The 18,007-nt window shown below is 71.8% G+C and carries 16 protein-coding genes and 1 pseudogene; 5 read left to right on the forward strand and 12 right to left on the reverse strand.

Annotation, left to right across the window (positions count from 1 at the left end; genetic code table 11):
• Positions 1-20: 20 nt before the first annotated feature.
• Positions 21-1,346, reverse strand: a complete 1,326-nt coding sequence (locus QSK45_RS09755; protein ID WP_285555180.1) for an MFS transporter — start codon at positions 1,344-1,346, stop codon at positions 21-23.
• Positions 1,347-1,592: 246 nt separating this feature from the next.
• On the opposite strand from QSK45_RS09755, the gene QSK45_RS09760 reads away from it, so the two are divergent.
• The 3 genes from QSK45_RS09760 to QSK45_RS09770 are packed head-to-tail and all read left to right on the forward strand — an operon-like array spanning position 1,593 to position 3,088.
• Complete coding sequence (locus QSK45_RS09760) at positions 1,593-2,228, forward strand: TetR/AcrR family transcriptional regulator (protein ID WP_285555182.1); 636 nt, start codon at positions 1,593-1,595, stop codon at positions 2,226-2,228.
• On the forward strand, positions 2,221-2,949 hold the full coding sequence (locus QSK45_RS09765) for an SDR family oxidoreductase (protein WP_285555184.1): 729 nt from the start codon (positions 2,221-2,223) through the stop codon (positions 2,947-2,949). Before QSK45_RS09760 ends, QSK45_RS09765 begins: the two co-directional genes overlap by 8 nt.
• Positions 2,927-3,088 carry a hypothetical protein gene (locus QSK45_RS09770; RefSeq protein ID WP_285555186.1) on the forward strand — a complete coding sequence of 54 codons (162 nt, stop codon included), beginning with the start codon at positions 2,927-2,929 and terminating at the stop codon, positions 3,086-3,088. The genes QSK45_RS09765 and QSK45_RS09770 overlap by 23 nt, the downstream gene beginning before the upstream one ends.
• Positions 3,089-3,747: 659 nt before the next feature.
• On the opposite strand, the gene QSK45_RS09775 is transcribed toward QSK45_RS09770, so the two are convergent.
• The 10 genes and pseudogenes from QSK45_RS09775 to QSK45_RS09820 form a co-directional block, all read right to left on the reverse strand.
• Positions 3,748-4,155, reverse strand: a complete 408-nt coding sequence (locus QSK45_RS09775) for a hypothetical protein (RefSeq protein ID WP_285555188.1) — start codon at positions 4,153-4,155, stop codon at positions 3,748-3,750.
• A 460-nt stretch (positions 4,156-4,615) separates the two neighbouring features.
• A complete protein-coding gene (locus QSK45_RS09780) occupies positions 4,616-6,457 on the reverse strand; it encodes a CocE/NonD family hydrolase (protein ID WP_285555189.1) in 1,842 nt (613 codons plus the stop codon).
• Positions 6,447-6,893, reverse strand: a complete 447-nt coding sequence (locus QSK45_RS09785; RefSeq protein ID WP_285555190.1) for an ester cyclase — start codon at positions 6,891-6,893, stop codon at positions 6,447-6,449. The genes QSK45_RS09780 and QSK45_RS09785 overlap by 11 nt, the downstream gene beginning before the upstream one ends.
• A gap of 15 nt (positions 6,894-6,908) precedes the next feature.
• On the reverse strand, positions 6,909-8,291 hold the full coding sequence (locus QSK45_RS09790; RefSeq protein ID WP_285555191.1) for a flavin-containing monooxygenase: 1,383 nt from the start codon (positions 8,289-8,291) through the stop codon (positions 6,909-6,911).
• Between the two features lie 159 nt (positions 8,292-8,450).
• Positions 8,451-8,672 (reverse strand): hypothetical protein, encoded by a 222-nt coding sequence (locus QSK45_RS09795; RefSeq protein ID WP_285555194.1) that lies wholly within the window; start codon positions 8,670-8,672, stop codon positions 8,451-8,453.
• Positions 8,673-8,714: 42 nt separating this feature from the next.
• A complete protein-coding gene (locus tag QSK45_RS09800; RefSeq protein WP_285555196.1) occupies positions 8,715-8,981 on the reverse strand; it encodes a WD40 repeat domain-containing protein in 267 nt (88 codons plus the stop codon).
• Between the two features lie 98 nt (positions 8,982-9,079).
• Positions 9,080-10,354 (reverse strand): ArgE/DapE family deacylase, encoded by a 1,275-nt coding sequence (locus QSK45_RS09805; protein ID WP_285555197.1) that lies wholly within the window; start codon positions 10,352-10,354, stop codon positions 9,080-9,082.
• Between the two features lie 250 nt (positions 10,355-10,604).
• Positions 10,605-11,693: a hypothetical protein gene (locus QSK45_RS09810; RefSeq protein WP_285555198.1), complete on the reverse strand. Its 1,089-nt coding sequence runs from the start codon at positions 11,691-11,693 to the stop codon at positions 10,605-10,607.
• A gap of 388 nt (positions 11,694-12,081) precedes the next feature.
• Entirely contained in the window at positions 12,082-13,989 is a 1,908-nt protein-coding gene (locus QSK45_RS09815) for an FUSC family protein (RefSeq protein ID WP_285555199.1), read from the reverse strand.
• Positions 13,990-14,159: 170 nt separating this feature from the next.
• A pseudogene (locus QSK45_RS09820) lies at positions 14,160-14,555 on the reverse strand (IS630 family transposase); the annotation flags it as partial.
• A gap of 36 nt (positions 14,556-14,591) precedes the next feature.
• On the opposite strand from QSK45_RS09820, the gene QSK45_RS09825 reads away from it, so the two are divergent.
• On the forward strand, positions 14,592-15,089 hold the full coding sequence (locus QSK45_RS09825) for a GNAT family N-acetyltransferase (RefSeq protein WP_285555201.1): 498 nt from the start codon (positions 14,592-14,594) through the stop codon (positions 15,087-15,089).
• Positions 15,090-15,808: 719 nt separating this feature from the next.
• Here the strand turns inward: QSK45_RS09825 and QSK45_RS09830 are convergent.
• A complete protein-coding gene (locus tag QSK45_RS09830) occupies positions 15,809-16,684 on the reverse strand; it encodes a LysR family transcriptional regulator (protein ID WP_285555203.1) in 876 nt (291 codons plus the stop codon).
• 122 nt (positions 16,685-16,806) lie between these two features.
• Here QSK45_RS09830 and QSK45_RS09835 point away from each other — a divergent pair, with 122 nt between their 5' ends.
• Positions 16,807-17,805, forward strand: coding sequence for an NADP-dependent oxidoreductase (locus QSK45_RS09835; RefSeq protein WP_285555204.1), 999 nt, complete (start codon positions 16,807-16,809; stop codon positions 17,803-17,805).
• Positions 17,806-18,007: the final 202 nt, after the last annotated feature.

An 18,007-nucleotide genomic window follows, 5' to 3' on the forward strand; every position in this document is an offset into this window, starting at 1 on the left:
GAGTGGCGAACGGCCGGCTGCTACGCGGACGTACCGGCGAACACGGGCCGCGCGGCATCCGGTGCGTCGGAGCGGCGCAGGCCCAGGTGCAAGGCCAGAACGCAGAGGCCGGCGACGAGCATGGGCATCGCGAAGACGGTGAAGGCCGCCCCCATCCCCAGGCCCGCGTCGAAGGCCGCGCCGCCGACGATCGGCGCCGCGATGCCGCCGAACCGGCCGACGCCGATGACGACACCGAAACCGGTCGAGCGGGCCAGCGTCGGGTACAGCGTGGGGACGATCGCGTAGAAGGCGGCGGTGCCGGCGCAGACGAAGAACGACGCCAGGAACAGGGTCCACCAGGCGGTCGGCATCCCCGGCCCGGCGATGCCGAACAGCGAAAGGGTGGCGGTGGCCAGGATCAGGAAGACCGGGGTGACGAAGCGGACGTTGAGTTTTCCGCCGAGGTAGCCGAAGAGCACGTTGCCGAGGATGCCGCCGACGCTGAAGGCGGTGACGAGCTGCGGGGCGAGCGCCGGGTTGTGATGGGCGTCCGCGACGGCGCTCGGGGCCCAGTTCGTCATGAAGTAGAAGCTGAGCATGTACGCGACGTACCCGACGATCATCAGCAGCGTGAAGTAGCCGGACCTGCCGGTGAACACGGTGCGCAGTGAGCCCTTGACCTTGACGCTCGTCGAGTCCGACTCCGGGAGCGCTTCGAGTGCGGGGCGGTGCATCTTCGTCAGGAGTGCGTTGAGCCGCTGCAGTGAGTCCGTGCGACGGCCCTCGGAGAGCCAGGCGAGCGATTCGGGGAGGAAGGCGAACGTGGCGGCCGCGGCGATGGCGCTGAGGGCGAACCCGACCCACCAGCCGAACTGCCAGCCGTGCGCACCCAGCGTCGGGCCCACGATCATGGAGCCGAGCAGCCCGCCGATGTTGATCGCGGCGGCATAGACGGCCATCACCAGGGAGTACACGCGCTTGCCCGTGTACTCGGCGAGGATGACGCCGGCCACGGCCACCAGGGAGCCGATGCCGATGCCGGTGATGATGCGGCTGACGACGAGGGGGCCGGTCCCGGTCTCGGGCGTGGCGAACGGGCCGATGAGCATGCCGATCGCGATGGTGAACGTGGAGATGACGCCCATGTTGCGTCGGCCGATGCGGTCGGCGAGCGGCGCAATGATGATCGAGCCGACGAGCATGCCGACCAGGGCTCCGGACATGACGAGTCCGAGCTGGGCCTTCGACACCCCGAAGCCCTGCTCGATGTACGGGGCGGCGAACGAGGTCAGGGAGACGTCATAGCCGTCGAGCACGACAAGGGCGATCGCGATGACGACGGCGCGGATCTGCAGTCCACTCATCTTCCCTTGAACGACTTGGTCGGTGACCTTCATGGGCGGCCTCTCTGCGTCGAGGATCGCGCGGACCGGCGTCCCTGCCGCCCGCGGAGTCGGGGGGACCGCGTCCTGGCCGTGGCCCACCACCAATGCCTAGAATCTAGGTTCTAGGTTCTAGGCTGGGGGTTACAGTGACCGGCGAGCACGGTCGGCGTCAAGGGTCGATGTGAGATTTGGTAGAACTGCAGTCCGCAGCAGCGAGGGGGATTGATGGCCGCCAAACGGAAGGTCCACCGGGCTACCGAGGGGTCCAAACGGGCGATTCTCGAGGCCGTGCTCTCGCGGGCGGTCGAGGCCGGGTACGAGGGCACCACCATGGCCGATGTCGCTCGCGCGTCCGGTCTGCCGATCGGATCGGTCTACTGGCACTTCCAGAACAAGGAGCGGCTCTTCGTCGAGTTGCTCGACTACTGCTTCGAGGTCTGGAAGCAGGCCAACGCGTCCGCCGGTTCCGTGCGCGACCTCCTACGACACAGCATCAGCGAGTCGGCGGCAGCGTCCGCGAGCCTGGCCGAGCCGGCCGCCGCGTTCTGGAGCATCGGCCTCGTGTTCGCGTTCGAGCGGCGCCTGGAGGACAACCTCGCACGGCAGCGGTACCTCGCCATCCGCAAGGAGATGTTCCAGTTCGTCACCGCCCGGCTGCGGGCCTCGTACCCGGAGCTGCCGGATGATGTCGCGGCGGAGCTGGCGCACGACATCGCCGTCATGGGGCGCGCGCTCACCGACGGCTTCCGCGTGGCCGCGGCCGCCGGCGACGACACCGACTTCACCCGGTACGCCGAGCTGGCTGCCGACGCGCTCGAGTCCCTGGCCACCACTCGCCTGAAGGAATACACCCATGACTGAGACCTCCTCGTCCGCCTCCGAGAAGGTCGCGATCGTCGTCGGTGGCGGATCCGGAATCGGCGCCGCCTGCGTGCGGGAGTTCGCCGCGAACGGCTACCGGGTGGTCGCGATGTCGCCGTCGGGCCGGGCCCGAGCCCTCGCCGAGTCGCTCGGTGGTGTCGGCCTGGACGGCTCGAACACCAGCGTCGAGGACCTTCGGGCGTGCGTCGACCTCGCGGTGTCGGAGTACGGCCGGATCGACGCGGTCGTCAACAGCAGCGGTCACGCGGCACGCGGCCCGGTGCTCCAGATCACGGACGAGCAATGGTCCGAGGGCGTCGACCTCTACCTGCTGAACGTCGTGCGCATGGCCCGCCTCGTGACGCCCCATCTGATCGCCTCCGGTGGCGGCGCGATCGTGAACATCTCCACCGCAGGCGTCTTCGAGCCCGGCCCGATGTTCCCCGTCTCGGTGACCATGCGGGCGGCGCTGGCCTCCTTCACCAAGCTGTACGCCAACGAGTACGGCCCGCAGGGCATCCGGATGAACAACGTCCTGACCGGACTGACCAAGGACGACCCCAGCGTCGTCCCGGCCGAGTGGACGAGCGGCATCCCGTTGCGCCGAGCGCAGAGCACCGCGGAAGCCGCTCGGATCGTACGCTTCCTCGCCGGCGAGGAGTCGGCCTACATGACCGGACAGAACCTCCGCGTCGACGGTGGAGAGACCAAGTCTGTCTGAGGCGGCATCGGCGGGCGAGCACACGAACACCACCCTGCGGCACGGGACGCGTCCCGCCGAGGTGCCGCAGCGGTTCGTCGACACCCTCGATGCCGAGGAGCAGGCCGCGCTGCGCGCCCTGCTCGGCCCACGGGGCTGACCGGAAGGGCCACCGCCGCTCGTGTACCTGACCGTCTACGTGCCGTTGCTCACCCCGGCGCTCCTGGCCGGGCCGGCTCCCCGCCTGACCCACCACCTCGCCCCGGCCGCCGCCCGAGCGCTCGCCGCCACACCACGGCGGTCGGGGCGGTGGCCACTGTGTGGGTGCTGGTGGTGCTGGCGGCCGACGGCCTGGGCCGCACCAGCGAGGTCCTCGCCTTCACCCCGCCCCGACCCGGCACCCCTCGCTGCCGCCGACCCCCCGTGCACCCTCGGTCGTGTGTGGATCCGCGCTGTGGTGCTGGCACTTCTACGTGAGTCCCGCTTCGACAAGGCCTCACACCTATCAGGCGGTGATCGACGCTACCTGGAGCACGCGGGTCGACCTCGGACAAGTAACTGAACGCCTGAAGCCGTTCGGAGCCGTGAATGTGTGGATCATCCAGGATGGCGGTTCGGACAAGGCCTACCTAGAAGTCAGATTCCCTGACAGTCTCTCCGATGTGCAGCGCACAACGCTCAAGAGACGGATATCGGACCTACCCGGTGTCGGCAGGATCGCTCTGTGCCAGGTGCGCGACTGCGGATGAACAGGGACGGTCAAGTGGTGTGATCACGCCATGCGATCGCAGCTTCGGGCTGTTCTACGGATGGCCCGCCTCACAAGGGGAGCCAACTGGGCCACCACACTGGCCTGCCGCCCGGTTCGCACATGCTCTCCGGATGGCCGGGCGACACGTACCACACGGCCAACATCGGCCAGAGCAGCACTGCTGTGGCGAGAGCCGTCAACGCCAGCGGCAACAGCAACCGTCGGTGACCGGTCGCCTTGCGCATCCCAGCCCACAGCACGGTTGACACCGCCGCCATGCCGGTCGCCGTGACCACCAATGAGAAGAGCTGGCCGACACCGTTGGCGCCAATATCACAGTTCGCCCAGGTACCGAACAGCAGCAGCGAGGTCAGATACCCGGATCCCAGAAAGACCACCCAACCGATCAGCCAGGCGGCAGCGCTGTACCCGGCCTTCTTTCTCGCGGGGGAAAGCCGTACTTCCTCTGCTGGCATGGGTTCGCCTTCCGCCGGGAGTGGTGTGCCGGAGGAGGCGTCCGCCAACGGTCGGCCCTCCCCGACGGCGTGTGATGTTACAACTGGCGCTCCTCACAGATCAGATGATCTCGTACCAGCTGGTGTGATCACGGCGTCTGAGCCCTCCTGGATAGCCCCGTTCACCGGGCTGAGCCCGCGGTAGTTCGGCTACCCGGTGCGCCCGGCCATCGCGCGGTGCGCAGCCGGGACGGCGGTGACGCGCACCGCGCGCATCGGCCACGTACCATCGCCGCGCACCGCACCGCACCGCACCGCACCGCACCGCCCATCGTGGTGCCCTCCATCGGCGTCGCGCCCCGGTCGAACGGGACGGCAGGCCGAGCCACTTCGAGCAGCACTGACCACCCCGCGGGGACTGCCTCGACCCGCGGTCGAGCCGAGCGGCGGGGCACGGTCTCGCCGGGGGCGGTCCGAGGGATCAGCTTCCGGGCGGGAGCACGCTCAGCCGGATCGCGGAGGGCCGCCGCGGGTCGTGGTGGATCTCCTGGTCCGCCGCCAGCAGACGGACGGCGCTCGCCGTCGGCTCGCCGCTGCCGGGGTTGCGGGCGAACCGGGGGTGGGCCCCGCTGGAGACCTGGAGCCGAAGGCGGTGGCCGGTCCGGAACCGGCAGGCGGTCGGTGCGAGGTCGAGGGCGAGCGCGAGCACTCCGTCCGCATCGATCCGGCCGGCGGCCGAGGACCCGGGCCGTACACGGATCAGCCCGTCGGTGATGTCCACCGACCGGCCGTCCGGGTGCACGTCGCAGAGCCGGGCGAAGAAGTCGGTGTGCGCGAGGCCGGAGCGTACGTACAGCTCGGCCGAGACCTCGCCGAGGACATCCAGGTCTGCCTCCAACGGGTCGGTGGTGAAGGTCAGTACGTCCGGACGGGCCTCCAGCGCGCGGTTGTCCCGCGGCCCGGCACCCGCGCCCGTCCACGCGCCGCCGACGGCCGGGGTGGGGTCCGCCGGCTCGTAGCGGTAGCGGTCGGGGCCGCTCGGCGGCGGTGGGGCGGGGTCGAGCCGGCCGCCCGGATGCAGGTACCAGCTTCGGGAGACCGCCTGCGGCGGCGGCCAGGCGGCGAAGCCGCGCCACTCCTCGGCGCCGAGCAGGAACAGGCGCACCGGGTCCGGCTCGGCAGGGCGGCCGGCGGGGCGGCCGGCGGCCCCGTGGTCCGATCCGGAAACGGGGCCTCGGTCGGGCACGAGTTCTCGGTCGGGGCGAACTCCGTGGCCGGGGCGGAGGAGCCCGTAGCCGGGGCGGACATCGCGGCCGGGGCGGACCCCGTGGCCGGTGACAGCCTGGTGCTCGGGGAAGACTCCGGCGAGCCAGTCCAGGGAGTCCGCCATGAAGACCGGCCACCAGCGGCCGACCGCCGTGTGCGTCCACGGTCCGATGGTCAGCCGGGGTGCCGCGCCGCCGGCCCGCAGCAGCGCGTACTGCTGGAGCGTCTGCGGCAGGAAGGCGTCGTACCAGTTGCCCTGCAGCAGCACGGGAACGCCAGGGCCCCGTACCAGCCCGGCGCTGCGGTCAGCGGCGGACCAGTACGGATCGTCTTCGGCCTCGTGCGCCAGCCAGGCGTCGAGGTGCGGGTAGTCGCGGCCCAGCGCCCGCGCGATGGCCGGGCCGAGCGGCAGCTCCCGGTAGGCGATCCGCTGAAGTCTCCGCTCCTCCCGCAGCTGGCGCACGGTGTCCCGGACCGGTCCGCGTTTCGGCCGGCTGAGCATCGACGCCCAGCCGGCCATCGTGTCCAGGGCGAACGCGCCGCCCGGCCAAGCGACCCGCGCATACTCGTGCGGCCCCATCTGGACCACCGAACCGCGCAGTCCGGGCGGCGGGTCGTCCAGCAGGGCCCACTGCACGTAGCCCAGGTAGCTCGCCCCGATGGTGGCGAACTCGCCCGAGAACCAGTCCTGTTCGCTCATCCAGGCGGCGGTGTCCCGGCCGTCGGCGGCCTCCTGGAGCCACGGGTCGAGCGTTCCGCCCGAGCCGAAGGTCCCCCGGCAGCGCTGCACCAGCACCTGGTATCCGCGCTCGGCGTACAGCCGGCCGTAGAGCAGGCCCACCGGCAGATCCCAGCCGTACAGGTTGCGCACCAACAGGGTCGGCGGGCGGCCGCCGCCGGCCGGCGCGTAGTGGTCGGCGAGCAGGTCGACGCCGTCCCGCATCGGCACCCGTATGCCCCTGGTGACGCGGACGTCCCGGGTGACGGCCGGCGGCAGCCGCATCAGCCGGCTCGCCAGGCGCGCGGCGAGCGCGCCGCCTGTCCGCTCAGCCCGCACGGAGCAGTCCCAGAGCGGCGAGCAGTCCGAGGTTCTCGGCGGCGCTCCACCATTCGGCAACCCGGCCCTGGTGGATCCGCAGGATGTCGATGCCCCGGTTGGTGACCGGCGTGCCGGGCGCGGCGGCGGCCCCGGGCAGCCCCCCGCGGTAGGTGCCGGCGAACCGCCAGCCGCCGGTGACGTAGGCTCCTTCGGCGACCGGGCCCACCTCTGTGGTGTAGGTCAGGTCTGCGATGCCGTGGACGCCGCCGATCAGCGCGAGGGCGCCACCACGGTCGCCGATCAGGCTCGGGTCGATGCTGTCCGACAGCTTCGGCGAGTGGACGGTGAGCCGCTCGGCGAGCAGCTCCTCGCCGATGGAGAGGTCGCCGTTCCACAAGGCGATCCACTTCTCCCAGATGCGGTGCGTCTCGGCCGGGGCGGGGCCAATCGTCATGGAGACTCCTGGTGTTCAACGGGATCCGACCGGGCCCGGCCTGCGGGCGGGGTCGGGGACGCGGCCGGTGGTGTCACCGGTGCGGTGGACAGGGAGCGGACCGCCGACGGCGAGGTGGTGACGGCGGTCGCGCAGCAGTTGGCGCAGGTAGCGGTAGACGTCCAGTTCGACGGTGAGCTGGGGCGTCGCGGAGTAGCGCCGGCGCACCCTCCGCTCGTCGGCGGCGATTTCGGCCAGCATGGCCTCCCGGCCGGGCAGCCGGGTACGTCCCTCGATCAGATCGGCGGTCCATTCGGCCTGTGCCTCGGCGACGGGGGTGATGGCGCTCAGCGTCTTGGCGAAGCCGAGGAAGAACAGCCCGGCGTGCTCCGGCATCACGATCCGGCGGAAGAGCCGCATCGGGCCGATCATCACCGGGGTCAGCTCCTTGGGCAGGAACGGGAAGCTGAACTTGAAACCGGTGCACCAGACGATCGCGTCGAACTCCTCGACCGAGCCGTCGGTGAACCGCACCCGATTGCCGCCGTCGAAGCGCTCGATGCCCGGCCGCACCGCGATCCGCCCGGCCTTGACCGCCGGCAGGTACCCCTCGCAGGTGGCGGGGTGGGTGCGCAGTGCGAGGTGACCCGGGGCCGCCAGACCGTACCGGCTGATCCTGCCCTGTGTCACCCAGAGCATCGCGGTCAGCAACAGGCTCTGCGCCAAGGGCGGCACGAACGTGGCGAGCGGCAGGTTGACCTTGTCGGCGGGCTTGCCGAAGAGGCGCTTCGGGGTGATCCAGAAGCCGCGCCGGGCACTGGAGACCACCCGGTCGGCCACGGCAGACAGTTCGGTGGCGAGGTCGCAGGCGGTGTTGCCGGATCCGACGACCAGCACCCGCCGGCCGCGCAGTTCATCGGCGCTCTTGTAGTCCTTGCTGTGCAGTTGGGTGCCGGTGAACTCGCCCTCGTACGCGGGCTCCGGCCGCTTAGGGTCCCAGTGGAAGCCGTTGGCGACCAGAACGTGGGTGTAGCGGTGCATCCGCCCGTCGTCCAGCGTGACGATGTATCCGGCCCCGTCCTTGACCACGCCGGTCACCGAGGTCCGGAAGCGGATGGACGGTCGCAGGCCGAAGTGCTCGGTGTAGCGGTTCAGGTAGTCGAGCATCTGCGGATGCCCGGGAAACAGCGGGTACTCCTCGGGCATCGGGAACTTGGGGAACCCGCTCATGTCCCGCGAGCTGTTCAGCTCGATGGAGTCGTAGACGGCGGAGGTGCCGCTGTCGTTGCAGAAACGCCACTGGCCCCCGATGTCGGAGCCCTTCTCGTACACGTCGAACGGGATGCCCCGCTCACTGAGGACCTGCGCGGCCGCGAGTCCGCAGACCCCGGCCCCGATGACGCACACCCGCACGGACATCCGATCGCCCCCTCGCGAACCCCACTGGCGCGGGAAGCGTTCACGAGTTGGCTAAAGACACCCTTGCGTTCGGCTGTCCCCGCGTCGGTCGCGTCGCCGGCCGAGCCCGGACCACCCGGACCGCGTCCGCCGCCTTCCGGGACACCGGGCGCGCGCCCCTCAGCGCATACCGCACGGCCTCTGATCGCCCGGCTGCGTCACGGTGCCGGTGCCGGCGCCGAACGAACGGATCGCTGAGGTGCCCCATCGCTCGCGCAGCAGCGGCTTTCCGGCCCTGGACTCGTCGTGCCGGAAGACCGCGACGGTCAGCCCGTCCTTCACCCGGGCGCGGCGACTGCCGCCGCCTTCCCGACGGATCTCCGCGGCCGCATCCCCGACCACGCCGGCGTCCTGTCACGGACGATGCGTGCGTTCAGGTGGTACTCAAGCGAGCTTCCACAGCCGAACGGTGTGGTCCTTGCCGCCGGAGAGGGCATCGTTGCCGCCGGTGGCCAGGGCTTTGCCGTCGGGGCTGAACGCCAGCCATGAGGCGGTGGTGGTCAGGGTCGCGGTGCTGGTGCGGGTGGCGACGTCCCAGAGCCGGACGGTCTTTTCGTAGCCGCCGCTGGCCAGGGCTTTGCCGTCGGGGCTGAACGCCACCGACGACACCGGATCATCGTGGCCGCGCCGTGGGCGGGTAGATGCAGGCACGGATGGATTCCTCCGGTCAGAAGGTGAGCTACGCCGACGTGCCTGCCGGCGGACTGGACGGGCGGTCGTACCCGCGTGGTGCCCGCGCGCACGCGGGGCTACTTCGTGCCCACCGTGCGCAGCGTGGCCAGGATCAGGGTGCGGGTGGCGGTCAGGACGTCAGCGAGACGCACCTGCTCCTGGGGGCCGTGCGCCCAGCGCACTTCGCCGGGCCCGTACTGAAGCGTGGGTATGCCGTGTGCGGCATACAGCCGCAGGTCGCTTCCGTAGGGTGCGCCCTGTTCCTGAGGCGGCCTGCCGCCGGTGATGTCGGCATGGGCGTGACCGACCAGGGCCGCCAGGGGGTGACCGTCCGGCATGCGTCCGCTGGCGAACTGGCCGCCGGGCCAGGTCACCCTGGCCGGGTGGGCGCGCAGCCAGGGGTCGTTGGCGCAGGCCTGGGCGATGCAGTCCTCCAGTTGGATGCGGGCCTCGGCCGTGTCCTCGCCCAGCCGGACGCCCAGTCGTCCTTCGGCCACGAGGAGGTCGGGGACGCTGCTGGCCCAGTCGCCGGCGCGGACTGTGCCGACGGACAGTGGGTAGGGAACGGGATATGCGGCCATCAGCGGGTGGGGGTCGGCGTTGCGGGCGGCTTCCAGGCGGGCCAGCGCGTGGTGGAGCGGCAGGTAGGCGTCGAGGGCGCTGACCCCGGCGTAGCGGGTGCTGCCGTGGGTCGCCTGGCCCGGGACCTCGATGCGGAAGGTCAGCGCCCCTGCGTTCGCCGTCATCAGCATGCCGCCGGTCGGTTCGGCGATGATGCACGCGTCCGCGGTGTGGCCGCGCCGGAGCGTGCCGAACGCGCCGAGCCCGCCGTCCTCCTCGCTGACCACGAAGTGCGCTGTGAGACGGCCGCGCAGGCGCACCCCGGCGGCGCGTATGGCGGTCACAGCCGCGAGTACGGCCGCCAGACCGGCCTTCATGTCACAGGCGCCGCGGCCGTGAATGACGTCGCCGGTGACCCGGGGCACGAAGGGGTCACCGGCCCACTGTGCCAGGTCGCCGGGAGGGACGACGTCCACATGACCCTGCAAGGCGAGTACCGGCCCGTCACCGCCGTCGCTGGTGCCGCCCACCAGCCCCCACGCCTCGTCGCGCGGCACCTCGGCGCCCGGGTAGCCGGGATCCGCACGCAGCTCCCGCAGGTCCATGGACCACAAGTCGGTTTCGAGGTCGAGCCGTCGGAGATGCCGGGCCAGCAAGTGCTGCATCTCGGACTCGGCGGCGCTGCCCGTCACGCTCGGCACGGCGAGCAGTTCCAGCAGGGTCCGGGCGACGGCGGCCTCGTCCACGGCGGCCAGCGCGGCGGTTTCGGCAGCGTTGAGGGATGCGGTCATCGCAGTACTGCTCCCAGCAGGTCGACGGCAGGCCGTCCCCGACCCTAGGGCCTCGTTCCGGAGCGATCCAGATCTCGTTCCCGCCCCTCACCGGCGCGCCCCGAAGGTCCCTGGCGACAAGATGTTTGTCTTGGTGACAAACGTATGCCTCGGTGGCAACTGTCGCGCCTCGGCTCACGCACTCATGTGACCCGGCGCTTCGGCCGGCCACTCAGAGCGTCGCAGTCGGCCGGGGACGGCCCGTGCGTCGTCAGGTGGCGGACAGGCTCCATGCTCCGAACGAGCGCACCTGGTAGTAGCCGCGGCCCGGCCACTGGAACGCATGCTCCCCGGCGCGCCCCTCGGTCACCGTCGCCCAGTAGGCGAGGCGGTCGTCCAGCGCCTCCAACTGGATCAGGCTCGACCCCGCGTAGTGCAGAACGCCTGGGCCCGGTTCCCCTCGGTAGTGCACGACATCCGAACCGGTCCCGTCGATGTCGTCGTGGAAGCGCGGGACTTCTCGCAGCGGTGCCGCGGTCGCCGTCCACGCCTCCTGTTCGCCCGCGCCGAACACGCGGAAGGAGACCGCCTTGTTCCCGTCCGGCAGCGGAATCCGGGCGGTGAAGGGGGTTCCGTCGCCGGACAGCCGGTACAGGCGTGAGGAGCGCCCCTTCCTGCTGCCCTCGATGCGCAGGTGGACCCGTGACCGCCCGTCGGTCGAGAAGACCATCACAGCCGGGCGGTACGACGGCATCTTCAGCCGGTGGGTCTGCTCGCCGCTGCCTACCTTCCCGCCGACCTGCGGCTGGGAGACACCCGTCGGCGTCGTCTGGCGGGGCTCGGCGTCGCGTGGCTGTGTGCGGACTCCGCTGCCCGCGCCCCGCTGTCTCGGAGTGCCGGGACTCGGGTTCTCCGTCAGGCGGACCGCGTCCGCCGCGCATACGGCGATGCTGCGGGCGGCTCCCCCGGGAGGCGCCCAACGGACCTGCCGGGTGGCCCGCCCGTGCCGGGCGTCGAAAAAGCACAGCGGCATGCGCTCCGGCAGAGACCGGCCGGCGATCAGGGCGTCCAGACAGGCCAGCGCGTGCCTGCCCTCGTCCAGCGTGCGCAGGACATCGAGCGTGTCCGCCCGCGACCGGTCGCCGGCGGCGTCCCGCTTCGCCTGATCGTACGCGTCGAGAGCACGCGCCAGTTCGGCCCGCATCCCATCGGTGGCGCCGGGTTGGCCGGGGCTGAAGGAATGGACGTCCAACGCCTCGCCGAAGGCGGTGATCTCCGCCTCGATCTCGGAGAGCGCCGACCCGTCCTGCCTGCGCCATGGCCACCATCGGCGGAACCCCCCGCCCACCCCGCTACGCATGGTCGCCATCATGCCGCACACCCGGCGGACACGTCCCGAGGTCGACCGCTGAGCAAGGAGCGGCCGGCTGAAGTACTCAACGTGCCGGCTGAGGACCAGCCTGTGATGGCTCGTCCCGCACCGTCCGCTCACGCGTGCGGGGGTTCTCGCCTGCTGAGGAAAGGGCGGCCGCGGGGAAGGGCTGCCGGATGAGAGGCCGGACGGGGTCTGTCGGACCCAGGTGAGCTTCACCACGGGGGAGTTGAGGTGGTGGCCCCCGAATCCGCCGTCGAGGTCGTAGCGTCCGACCGGGTCGCCGACGCAGTACGACGCGGCCGTGGTGGCAGTCTCGATGACCGGGCCGCGTGCGACGATCGCCGTGGCCTGGCACAAGCCGACCGGTTCCTCCTCATGATGGACGAGAGTGGTGCGGCCGGTGGTGTCGAGTCCGGTGGGAAGTGGCACGTAGGGGCCCGCCGTACGGCTGTGCGGCGGCCGGCAACGGCATCTCGGTCTCCTGAAACCCCAACTCGTGCAGGGCATACCGCAGTTGTCCGACGTGCCGAGGCGTGAGCCGGCCCATGTCGTCGAGGTGGACGGCGCAGGCCGTGGTGGTGTCGACAAGTCGCTCCAGGAGATCCGCGACGGCGTCCGTGCCCGCGGTGTGCCGGGCGAGAGCGGGCAGTTCGGCGGCGGCGAGCGCGATGGCGGTACGGGCCTCGGCGAGGGTGCGGTAGGCCTCCCGGCGCAGTGCCCACCGCTCGGCGCGGTCGTCGTACTCGCCGAGGACGTGCACCAGATAGGCGTGCGCGGCACTCCCGGCCGCCGCGAGCCGCGCCCGTACCCTGCCGCCGCGCTGCCCCGGCATCGGCAGATGCCCGACGACGAGCACGAGCGCGCAGGCCAGGAGGGTCTCGCCGATCCGGCTGACGCATGCCTGCGGCTCGCCGCCGGCCATGACCAGGGCGAGCACGAGGACGGTGACGACGGCGGTCTGCGCGGCGAAGTGCCGGGTGGCGACGGGAACAAGCGCCCCGCACACCGTGACCAGGGCGATCAGGCCGGCGGGCCGGGGCAGCAGCGCGGCCAGTCCGGCGAACGCCAGGGCGCCCAGCACGGTCCCGGCGGCCCGGCACAGCACTCGGGAAGCCAGCGGCCCGAGGTCGGGTTTGACGAGGAAGGCGGCGGTGGCGGGCAGCCAGTACCAGTGCTGGCCGTACCAGCGGGTGTGGTGCAGCGCCTGGGCGATGGCGGCGCCGGCCCCGAAGCAGACGCAGACCCGCAACCCGTACTCGCGGCCGCCGGTGCCGATCGCGGCGCGCAGCGCCTTCCGGGCGCTCCGCCGGCGCCCCACCAGCCCCCGGTCGGCGCCCTCACCCCGGTCGAAGGCCTCGGCCGCGCGCAGCAGGGCCTCGTCGAGGGCGCGCAGGGCGGCGGCCGACCGGTGGGGGGCCGGCAGCGGGCCGGGGCCGGTGTTGCCGCGGACGGCGGCGGCGAGCCGCCGGGGCCCTTCCGCGGCCCGCGCCGAGACCGGCGCCCCCGACCAGAACAGGGCGGTGGCGGCCTCGGCGAGGGGCAGCGCGGCCGCGAACCGCGCGTGCAGCCGGCGCTCGGTGGCGGAGCCGGCGTACCGGCGCAGCCGGGGTCCGGCGAGGGCGTCCTGGGCATGGTCGAGGGCGGCGGTGAGCGCGGCCCGCCGTGCGGTGGCTTGTTCACCGCCCACGGCGTCGAGGAGCGCGGCGACAGCGTCGTACACCTCGGCGACCGCCGTGCGTTCCCCGTCGAACCGGAAGTCCCCGGTGAACGAGCCGGGCGTGGGCAGGGCGAGCCGCAGCACGAGCAGCCAGCCGGCCCCGGCGAGGAAGGCGAGCGCCCGCTGCCACCCGCTCTCGGCCGCCGGCATCCCGGCGCCGAGCGCGGCGCCGACGAGCAGTTGCGTTCCCGCGGCGGACGCGACGGCCCCGACCGCGCTGATGCTCCCGGCGACCAGCCCGAGCAGGGCGAGCACCAGGATCAGCGGTACGGCGGCCAGCCCCCGCCCCGCACACGTCCCCGCGAGCAGCCCGAGCGCCCCCGCGAGCGCGGGCACCCCGAGCCGCTTGACGGAGGCCCGGCGGCTGCCAGGCCGGTCGTTGATGCCGGCGAGCATCGCGGCGATGGCGGCGAGGACACCGGGGGCGGTGTGTCCCGTACCGACGCCGGCGAGCAGCAGCGGCCCGGCGGCGAGCGCCCCTCGGATCACCGCGCTCCAGGGCACGGGACCGCGCTGGGCGCGCAGGGCATGGGCGAGCCAGAGGGGTGCGGCGGGCCGGGGCACGGGGCTCCTGTCGTACGCGGGCGGGTTGTGCGTTGCCTTCGGACGACAGTGGCCGGGTGGGCTGAGCCTCCACGGTAGAGGGCGTTCTCGGTGGGAACGCGGCGATCACGTTTCAGGAACGTGAAAGGTGTCCGTTGCGGCCGGTTTCGTTGTGAACTCGATGCGCGGGGCGGCAGGTGGTAGCTGGTCAGCCAGTCACGGGTGGCGGCGAACTCTCGCAGGTCGTCGGCCTTGTGGACGTCGAGGTTGTCCCGGATGAGGACGATCGGGCCGCCGAGCGGTTGGTGCGCTGCCATCAGCAAGTCGCGTCCTCGCGCCGGGAGAAGCCCGCGCGCCCGTCGCGGTCGCCGTCGTCGCGGCGAGGCCGGTAGATCAGCCGTGAGTGGCGGCCCGGTCTGCACAACAGGCCGGGGCGGCGGTGGAGATGCGTCTGCGAGAGCGGCCGCGGACCCGCATCACGGGGCCCGGCCACGCTGTGACCAGGTCTTGGCCTGCGACGGCCTCATGGAGAAGCCGAGTTGGTCCTCCGAGACGAGCCGTGCGCCACGGGCCGCCGCGAGAGATCCGGGCCGCAGGGCCCTTCCCTGGCTACGCTTCCTGGCATGAATCCCGTGATCGACGTCCTGGCCGCTTCCGAGGTGGACTGCCTGGAGCCCCTCTGGGGGCAACTCCTGGCCCACCACGGTCGGGAGGCCGCACACCTGGCGGCTCTCGGGGCGGTTCGCTCGCCCGAGGACTCGTGGCGCCTGCGGCGGGGACAGTACCTCGAATGGCTGCGGGAGCCGCTCGCCGCGGTACTGGTCGCTCGGGACGGGAACCAACTGCTCGGCTATGCGGTCGTGCGCGTCCTCGACGCCCCTGGTTCATGGCAGTGGGGGGACCGGGTCGGTGTGCTGGAGACCCTCGTGGTCGATGGCGAGGTCCGAGGTGCCGGAGTCGGGCAGGCCCTTGTCAGGGCCGCGCGCGAGCGTCTCGCCGGGTCGGGAGTCCAGGTCATGAAGATATCCGTCATCGCGGGCAATGACGCCGCCCTGCGCTTCTACCAGCGGGAAGGCGCCGTCGACTTCGTGAACACGCTGGTCATGCCCGTCTCGGGGTGACGGCTCGGACCGGGTCGGTGCCCGCCTCGGTGATGCCGCTGCACGCGCGGCGGCGGAGTCCTGGTGGACTGCTCACGAAGCCTTGACCGGGTACCTCTTCGGTGGAGGTGCCGGGATCGCCCCGTGAGACGGTGGGCGAGGTTCTGGCGGAGCCTCGCGGTGGCGGGTCCGTCCAGGTCGGCGGTGACGCCGGTGGAACTCGTCGGGCCGCCGCGCACCTGCACCAGGAAGGGGTGGCCGTGCGCCCACGGGTGCGGTGGCCGGGGGATGGGTGGGCCAGTGGATGCCAGGGGTACCGACAGCAGGGCCGAGCCGGGGGTTGGATCGGCGGCCCGGACACCAGGATGCGTTCGTCGTCCGGCCAGAGGTCGCCCTGGAAACCGCTCCAGCCTCGACGAGTTCGGTCAGTTCGTCGTCCTTCGGCGACCAACAGGACATCCGCTGCGGGCCGTTGCCGCGGGTGAGCACCACACCGTACGACGTGACGACGAACCAGCTCGTGCCGACCTCCAGATGGGCCGACGGCAATCCTCTTGGGGCTGAGGCGTTGATCGTCCACCTCCGAGGCGAGTCCGGGCCGAAGTAGGTGCGGGAGGTGCGCCCGCCGCTCTCCGCGGACCGGCATCCGGCCTTGTGGGTGGGCGAGCGGGCCGCCTGGACACCGCGCGCGTGAGCACCGCTTGGCGCGGTTCAGTGCCAAGCGGGCCGGCTGGTCCCGGTCAGGCTGCCGGGGCGGTCAGGACGGCCTCGGCAGCCAGCCGGAGATTCCTGATCATCGGATTCGGGTCACCCTTGCGGCTGACCAGGACGACCTGGCTGGGGGGAGCGCCCTCGATCGGGACGGTGACGAGGTCGGGACGCAGTGAGCTACGCCGATCGCCGACCGGCAGCACGGCGATCGCCCCGCCGCTCGCGACGAGTTCGAGCTTGTCCTCGTAGCTGTCGATCGGCGGCACGCCGGCCCCGAGAATCCGGTAGGAGGTCCAGTCCGCGGTCTCGAACGCGCACGGCGCCGCCTCCTCGCCGGCCAGTTCTTCCGCGGTCACCGACGCGCGGTCGGCCAAGGCGTGGTCGCGCGGGACCACGAGCATCCGGGGCTCCTCGTACAACGGGGTGGTGAACACGTCGTCGGCGGCGAGCGGCAGCGGGGCCCGCGCGATCAGGGCGTCGACGCGCTCGTCGGACAGCGCCCCGACGTCACGGCAGCTCAGGTACCGGGTGGCGATCTCGGCGTCCGGGTGACGGCGGCGCAGTTCCCGTACGGCGGCGGTGATCACCAGGTCCTCGACGTAGCCGATGGCGATTCGTTCGGTCCCGGATTGTTCACGCACGGCCAGCTCGGCCTGGCGGGCGGCCTGTAGCAGGGCTTGGGCCCGGGGGAGGAACCTCTGGCCGGCCGGAGTCAGCCGGGTGCCCTGGGGTACGCGGTCCAGCAGTCGTGCGCCGAGGTACTTCTCGAGCCGTCGGATCTGGCGGCTCAGCGCCGGCTGGGCCACGTGCAGGTCGGCGGCGGCCCGGCCGAAGTGCTGGTGCGCCGCCACCACGGTGAAGTAGCGCACCAGCCGCAGTTCCAGGTCCTTCCCGAGATCGTTCACCCTTGCAGCGTACGCGTCATGCCGTTTCGGAATGACGGGGTTGCCGAACCGGTCTTGGACGGCCGTGGAGTCCTGGGCCTTGACTGAAGGCGCAACGTTCCCCCAGGAAGGCGACAGGCGCGATGAAGGCGATCCGGTTCCACGAAGCGGGCGGTCCGGAAGTTCTGCGGTACGACGAGGTGCCGGTTCCCGAGATCGGTCCGGGCGAGGTGCTCGTCCGGGTGCACGCGGCGGGCATCAACCCGCCGGACTGGTACCTGCGTGAGGGGATGAAGGTCGTGCCGGCCGAGATGAGGCCGGCGCTGGAGTTCCCCCTGATCCCGGGAACGGACATGTCGGGCGTGGTCCAGGCGGTCGCTCCGGACGTGCGGGGGTTCGCCGTCGGTGACGAGGTCTTCGGCATGCTGCGGTTCCCCGGTCTCGACGGCCGGACGTACGCCGAGTACGTGGCCGCGCCGGCCGCGGACCTGGCCCACAAGCCGGCCGGTATCGACCACGTGCAGGCGGCTGGGGCTCCGATGGCGCTGCTTACGGCCTGGCAGTACCTGGTCGAGCTCGGCCACGACGTGCCGTCTCCATTCACCGGCCGGGTGCACCGGCCGGTGCCGATCACGCCAGGGATGACCGTGCTGGTCAACGGGGCGGCCGGTGGAGTGGGCCACTTCGCGGTGCAGTTGGCGAAATGGAAGGGGGCACACGTCATCACGGTGGCGTCGGGCCGGCACGAGCAGTTCCTGCGCAGGCTCGGCGCCGATGAGTTCATCGACTACACCAGGACGCGGGCCGCGGACGTGGTCAGCGGTGTCGACCTGGTGATCGACACCGTCGGCGGCCCGGACAGCTCACGCTTCCTGACCGTGCTCAAGCGCGGCGGCACCATGCTTCCGGTGTTCTTCGCCCGGTACGACCCGGAAGAGACGGCGCGTCTGGGCATCACGGTCTCGAACATTCAGGTGCGTTCCAACGGCCCCCAGCTCGCCGAGATCGGACGCCTGTTCGACGAGGGCAAGCTCCGGGTCGGTGTGGACAGCACCTTCCCGCTGCCCGAGGCGGGCAGCGCACACGCGCGAGCCGCGCAGGGTCACCTCCAAGGCAAGATCGTGCTGACGGTGGTCCCTTGACCGCCGGACTCCAGCAGACGGTGGCGCACCACGCCCGCGTCCCGGACGAGCCGAACTGGCCGAGCCGGAAGCGGTCCTGGCCGAAGACACCAGGTGATCTTCACGATGCCCGGACAGGGAGTGCTCGGCCCGGTCACCGGACGCGCGGCGGTGCTCGCCTTCGTCCGTGACGGTCACACGGACCAGACCCGGAAGGGTGCCG

The sequence above is a fragment of the Streptomyces hygroscopicus subsp. hygroscopicus genome, assembly GCF_030269125.1.
Taxonomy (GTDB): Bacteria; Actinomycetota; Actinomycetes; order Streptomycetales; family Streptomycetaceae; genus Streptomyces; species Streptomyces hygroscopicus_C.

Coding starts and splice junctions, on each gene's coding strand:
- QSK45_RS09775 (WP_285555188.1), bottom strand. CDS start 4,155: ATGCCAGCAGAGGAAGTACGGCTTTCCCCCGCGAGAAAGAAGGCCGGG.
- QSK45_RS09760 (WP_285555182.1), top strand. CDS start 1,593: ATGGCCGCCAAACGGAAGGTCCACCGGGCTACCGAGGGGTCCAAACGG.
- QSK45_RS09790 (WP_285555191.1), bottom strand. CDS start 8,291: ATGTCCGTGCGGGTGTGCGTCATCGGGGCCGGGGTCTGCGGACTCGCG.
- QSK45_RS09810 (WP_285555198.1), bottom strand. CDS start 11,693: ATGCGTAGCGGGGTGGGCGGGGGGTTCCGCCGATGGTGGCCATGGCGC.
- QSK45_RS09825 (WP_285555201.1), top strand. CDS start 14,592: ATGAATCCCGTGATCGACGTCCTGGCCGCTTCCGAGGTGGACTGCCTG.
- QSK45_RS09805 (WP_285555197.1), bottom strand. CDS start 10,354: ATGACCGCATCCCTCAACGCTGCCGAAACCGCCGCGCTGGCCGCCGTG.
- QSK45_RS09755 (WP_285555180.1), bottom strand. CDS start 1,346: ATGAGTGGACTGCAGATCCGCGCCGTCGTCATCGCGATCGCCCTTGTC.
- QSK45_RS09835 (WP_285555204.1), top strand. CDS start 16,807: ATGAAGGCGATCCGGTTCCACGAAGCGGGCGGTCCGGAAGTTCTGCGG.
- QSK45_RS09765 (WP_285555184.1), top strand. CDS start 2,221: ATGACTGAGACCTCCTCGTCCGCCTCCGAGAAGGTCGCGATCGTCGTC.
- QSK45_RS09785 (WP_285555190.1), bottom strand. CDS start 6,893: ATGACGATTGGCCCCGCCCCGGCCGAGACGCACCGCATCTGGGAGAAG.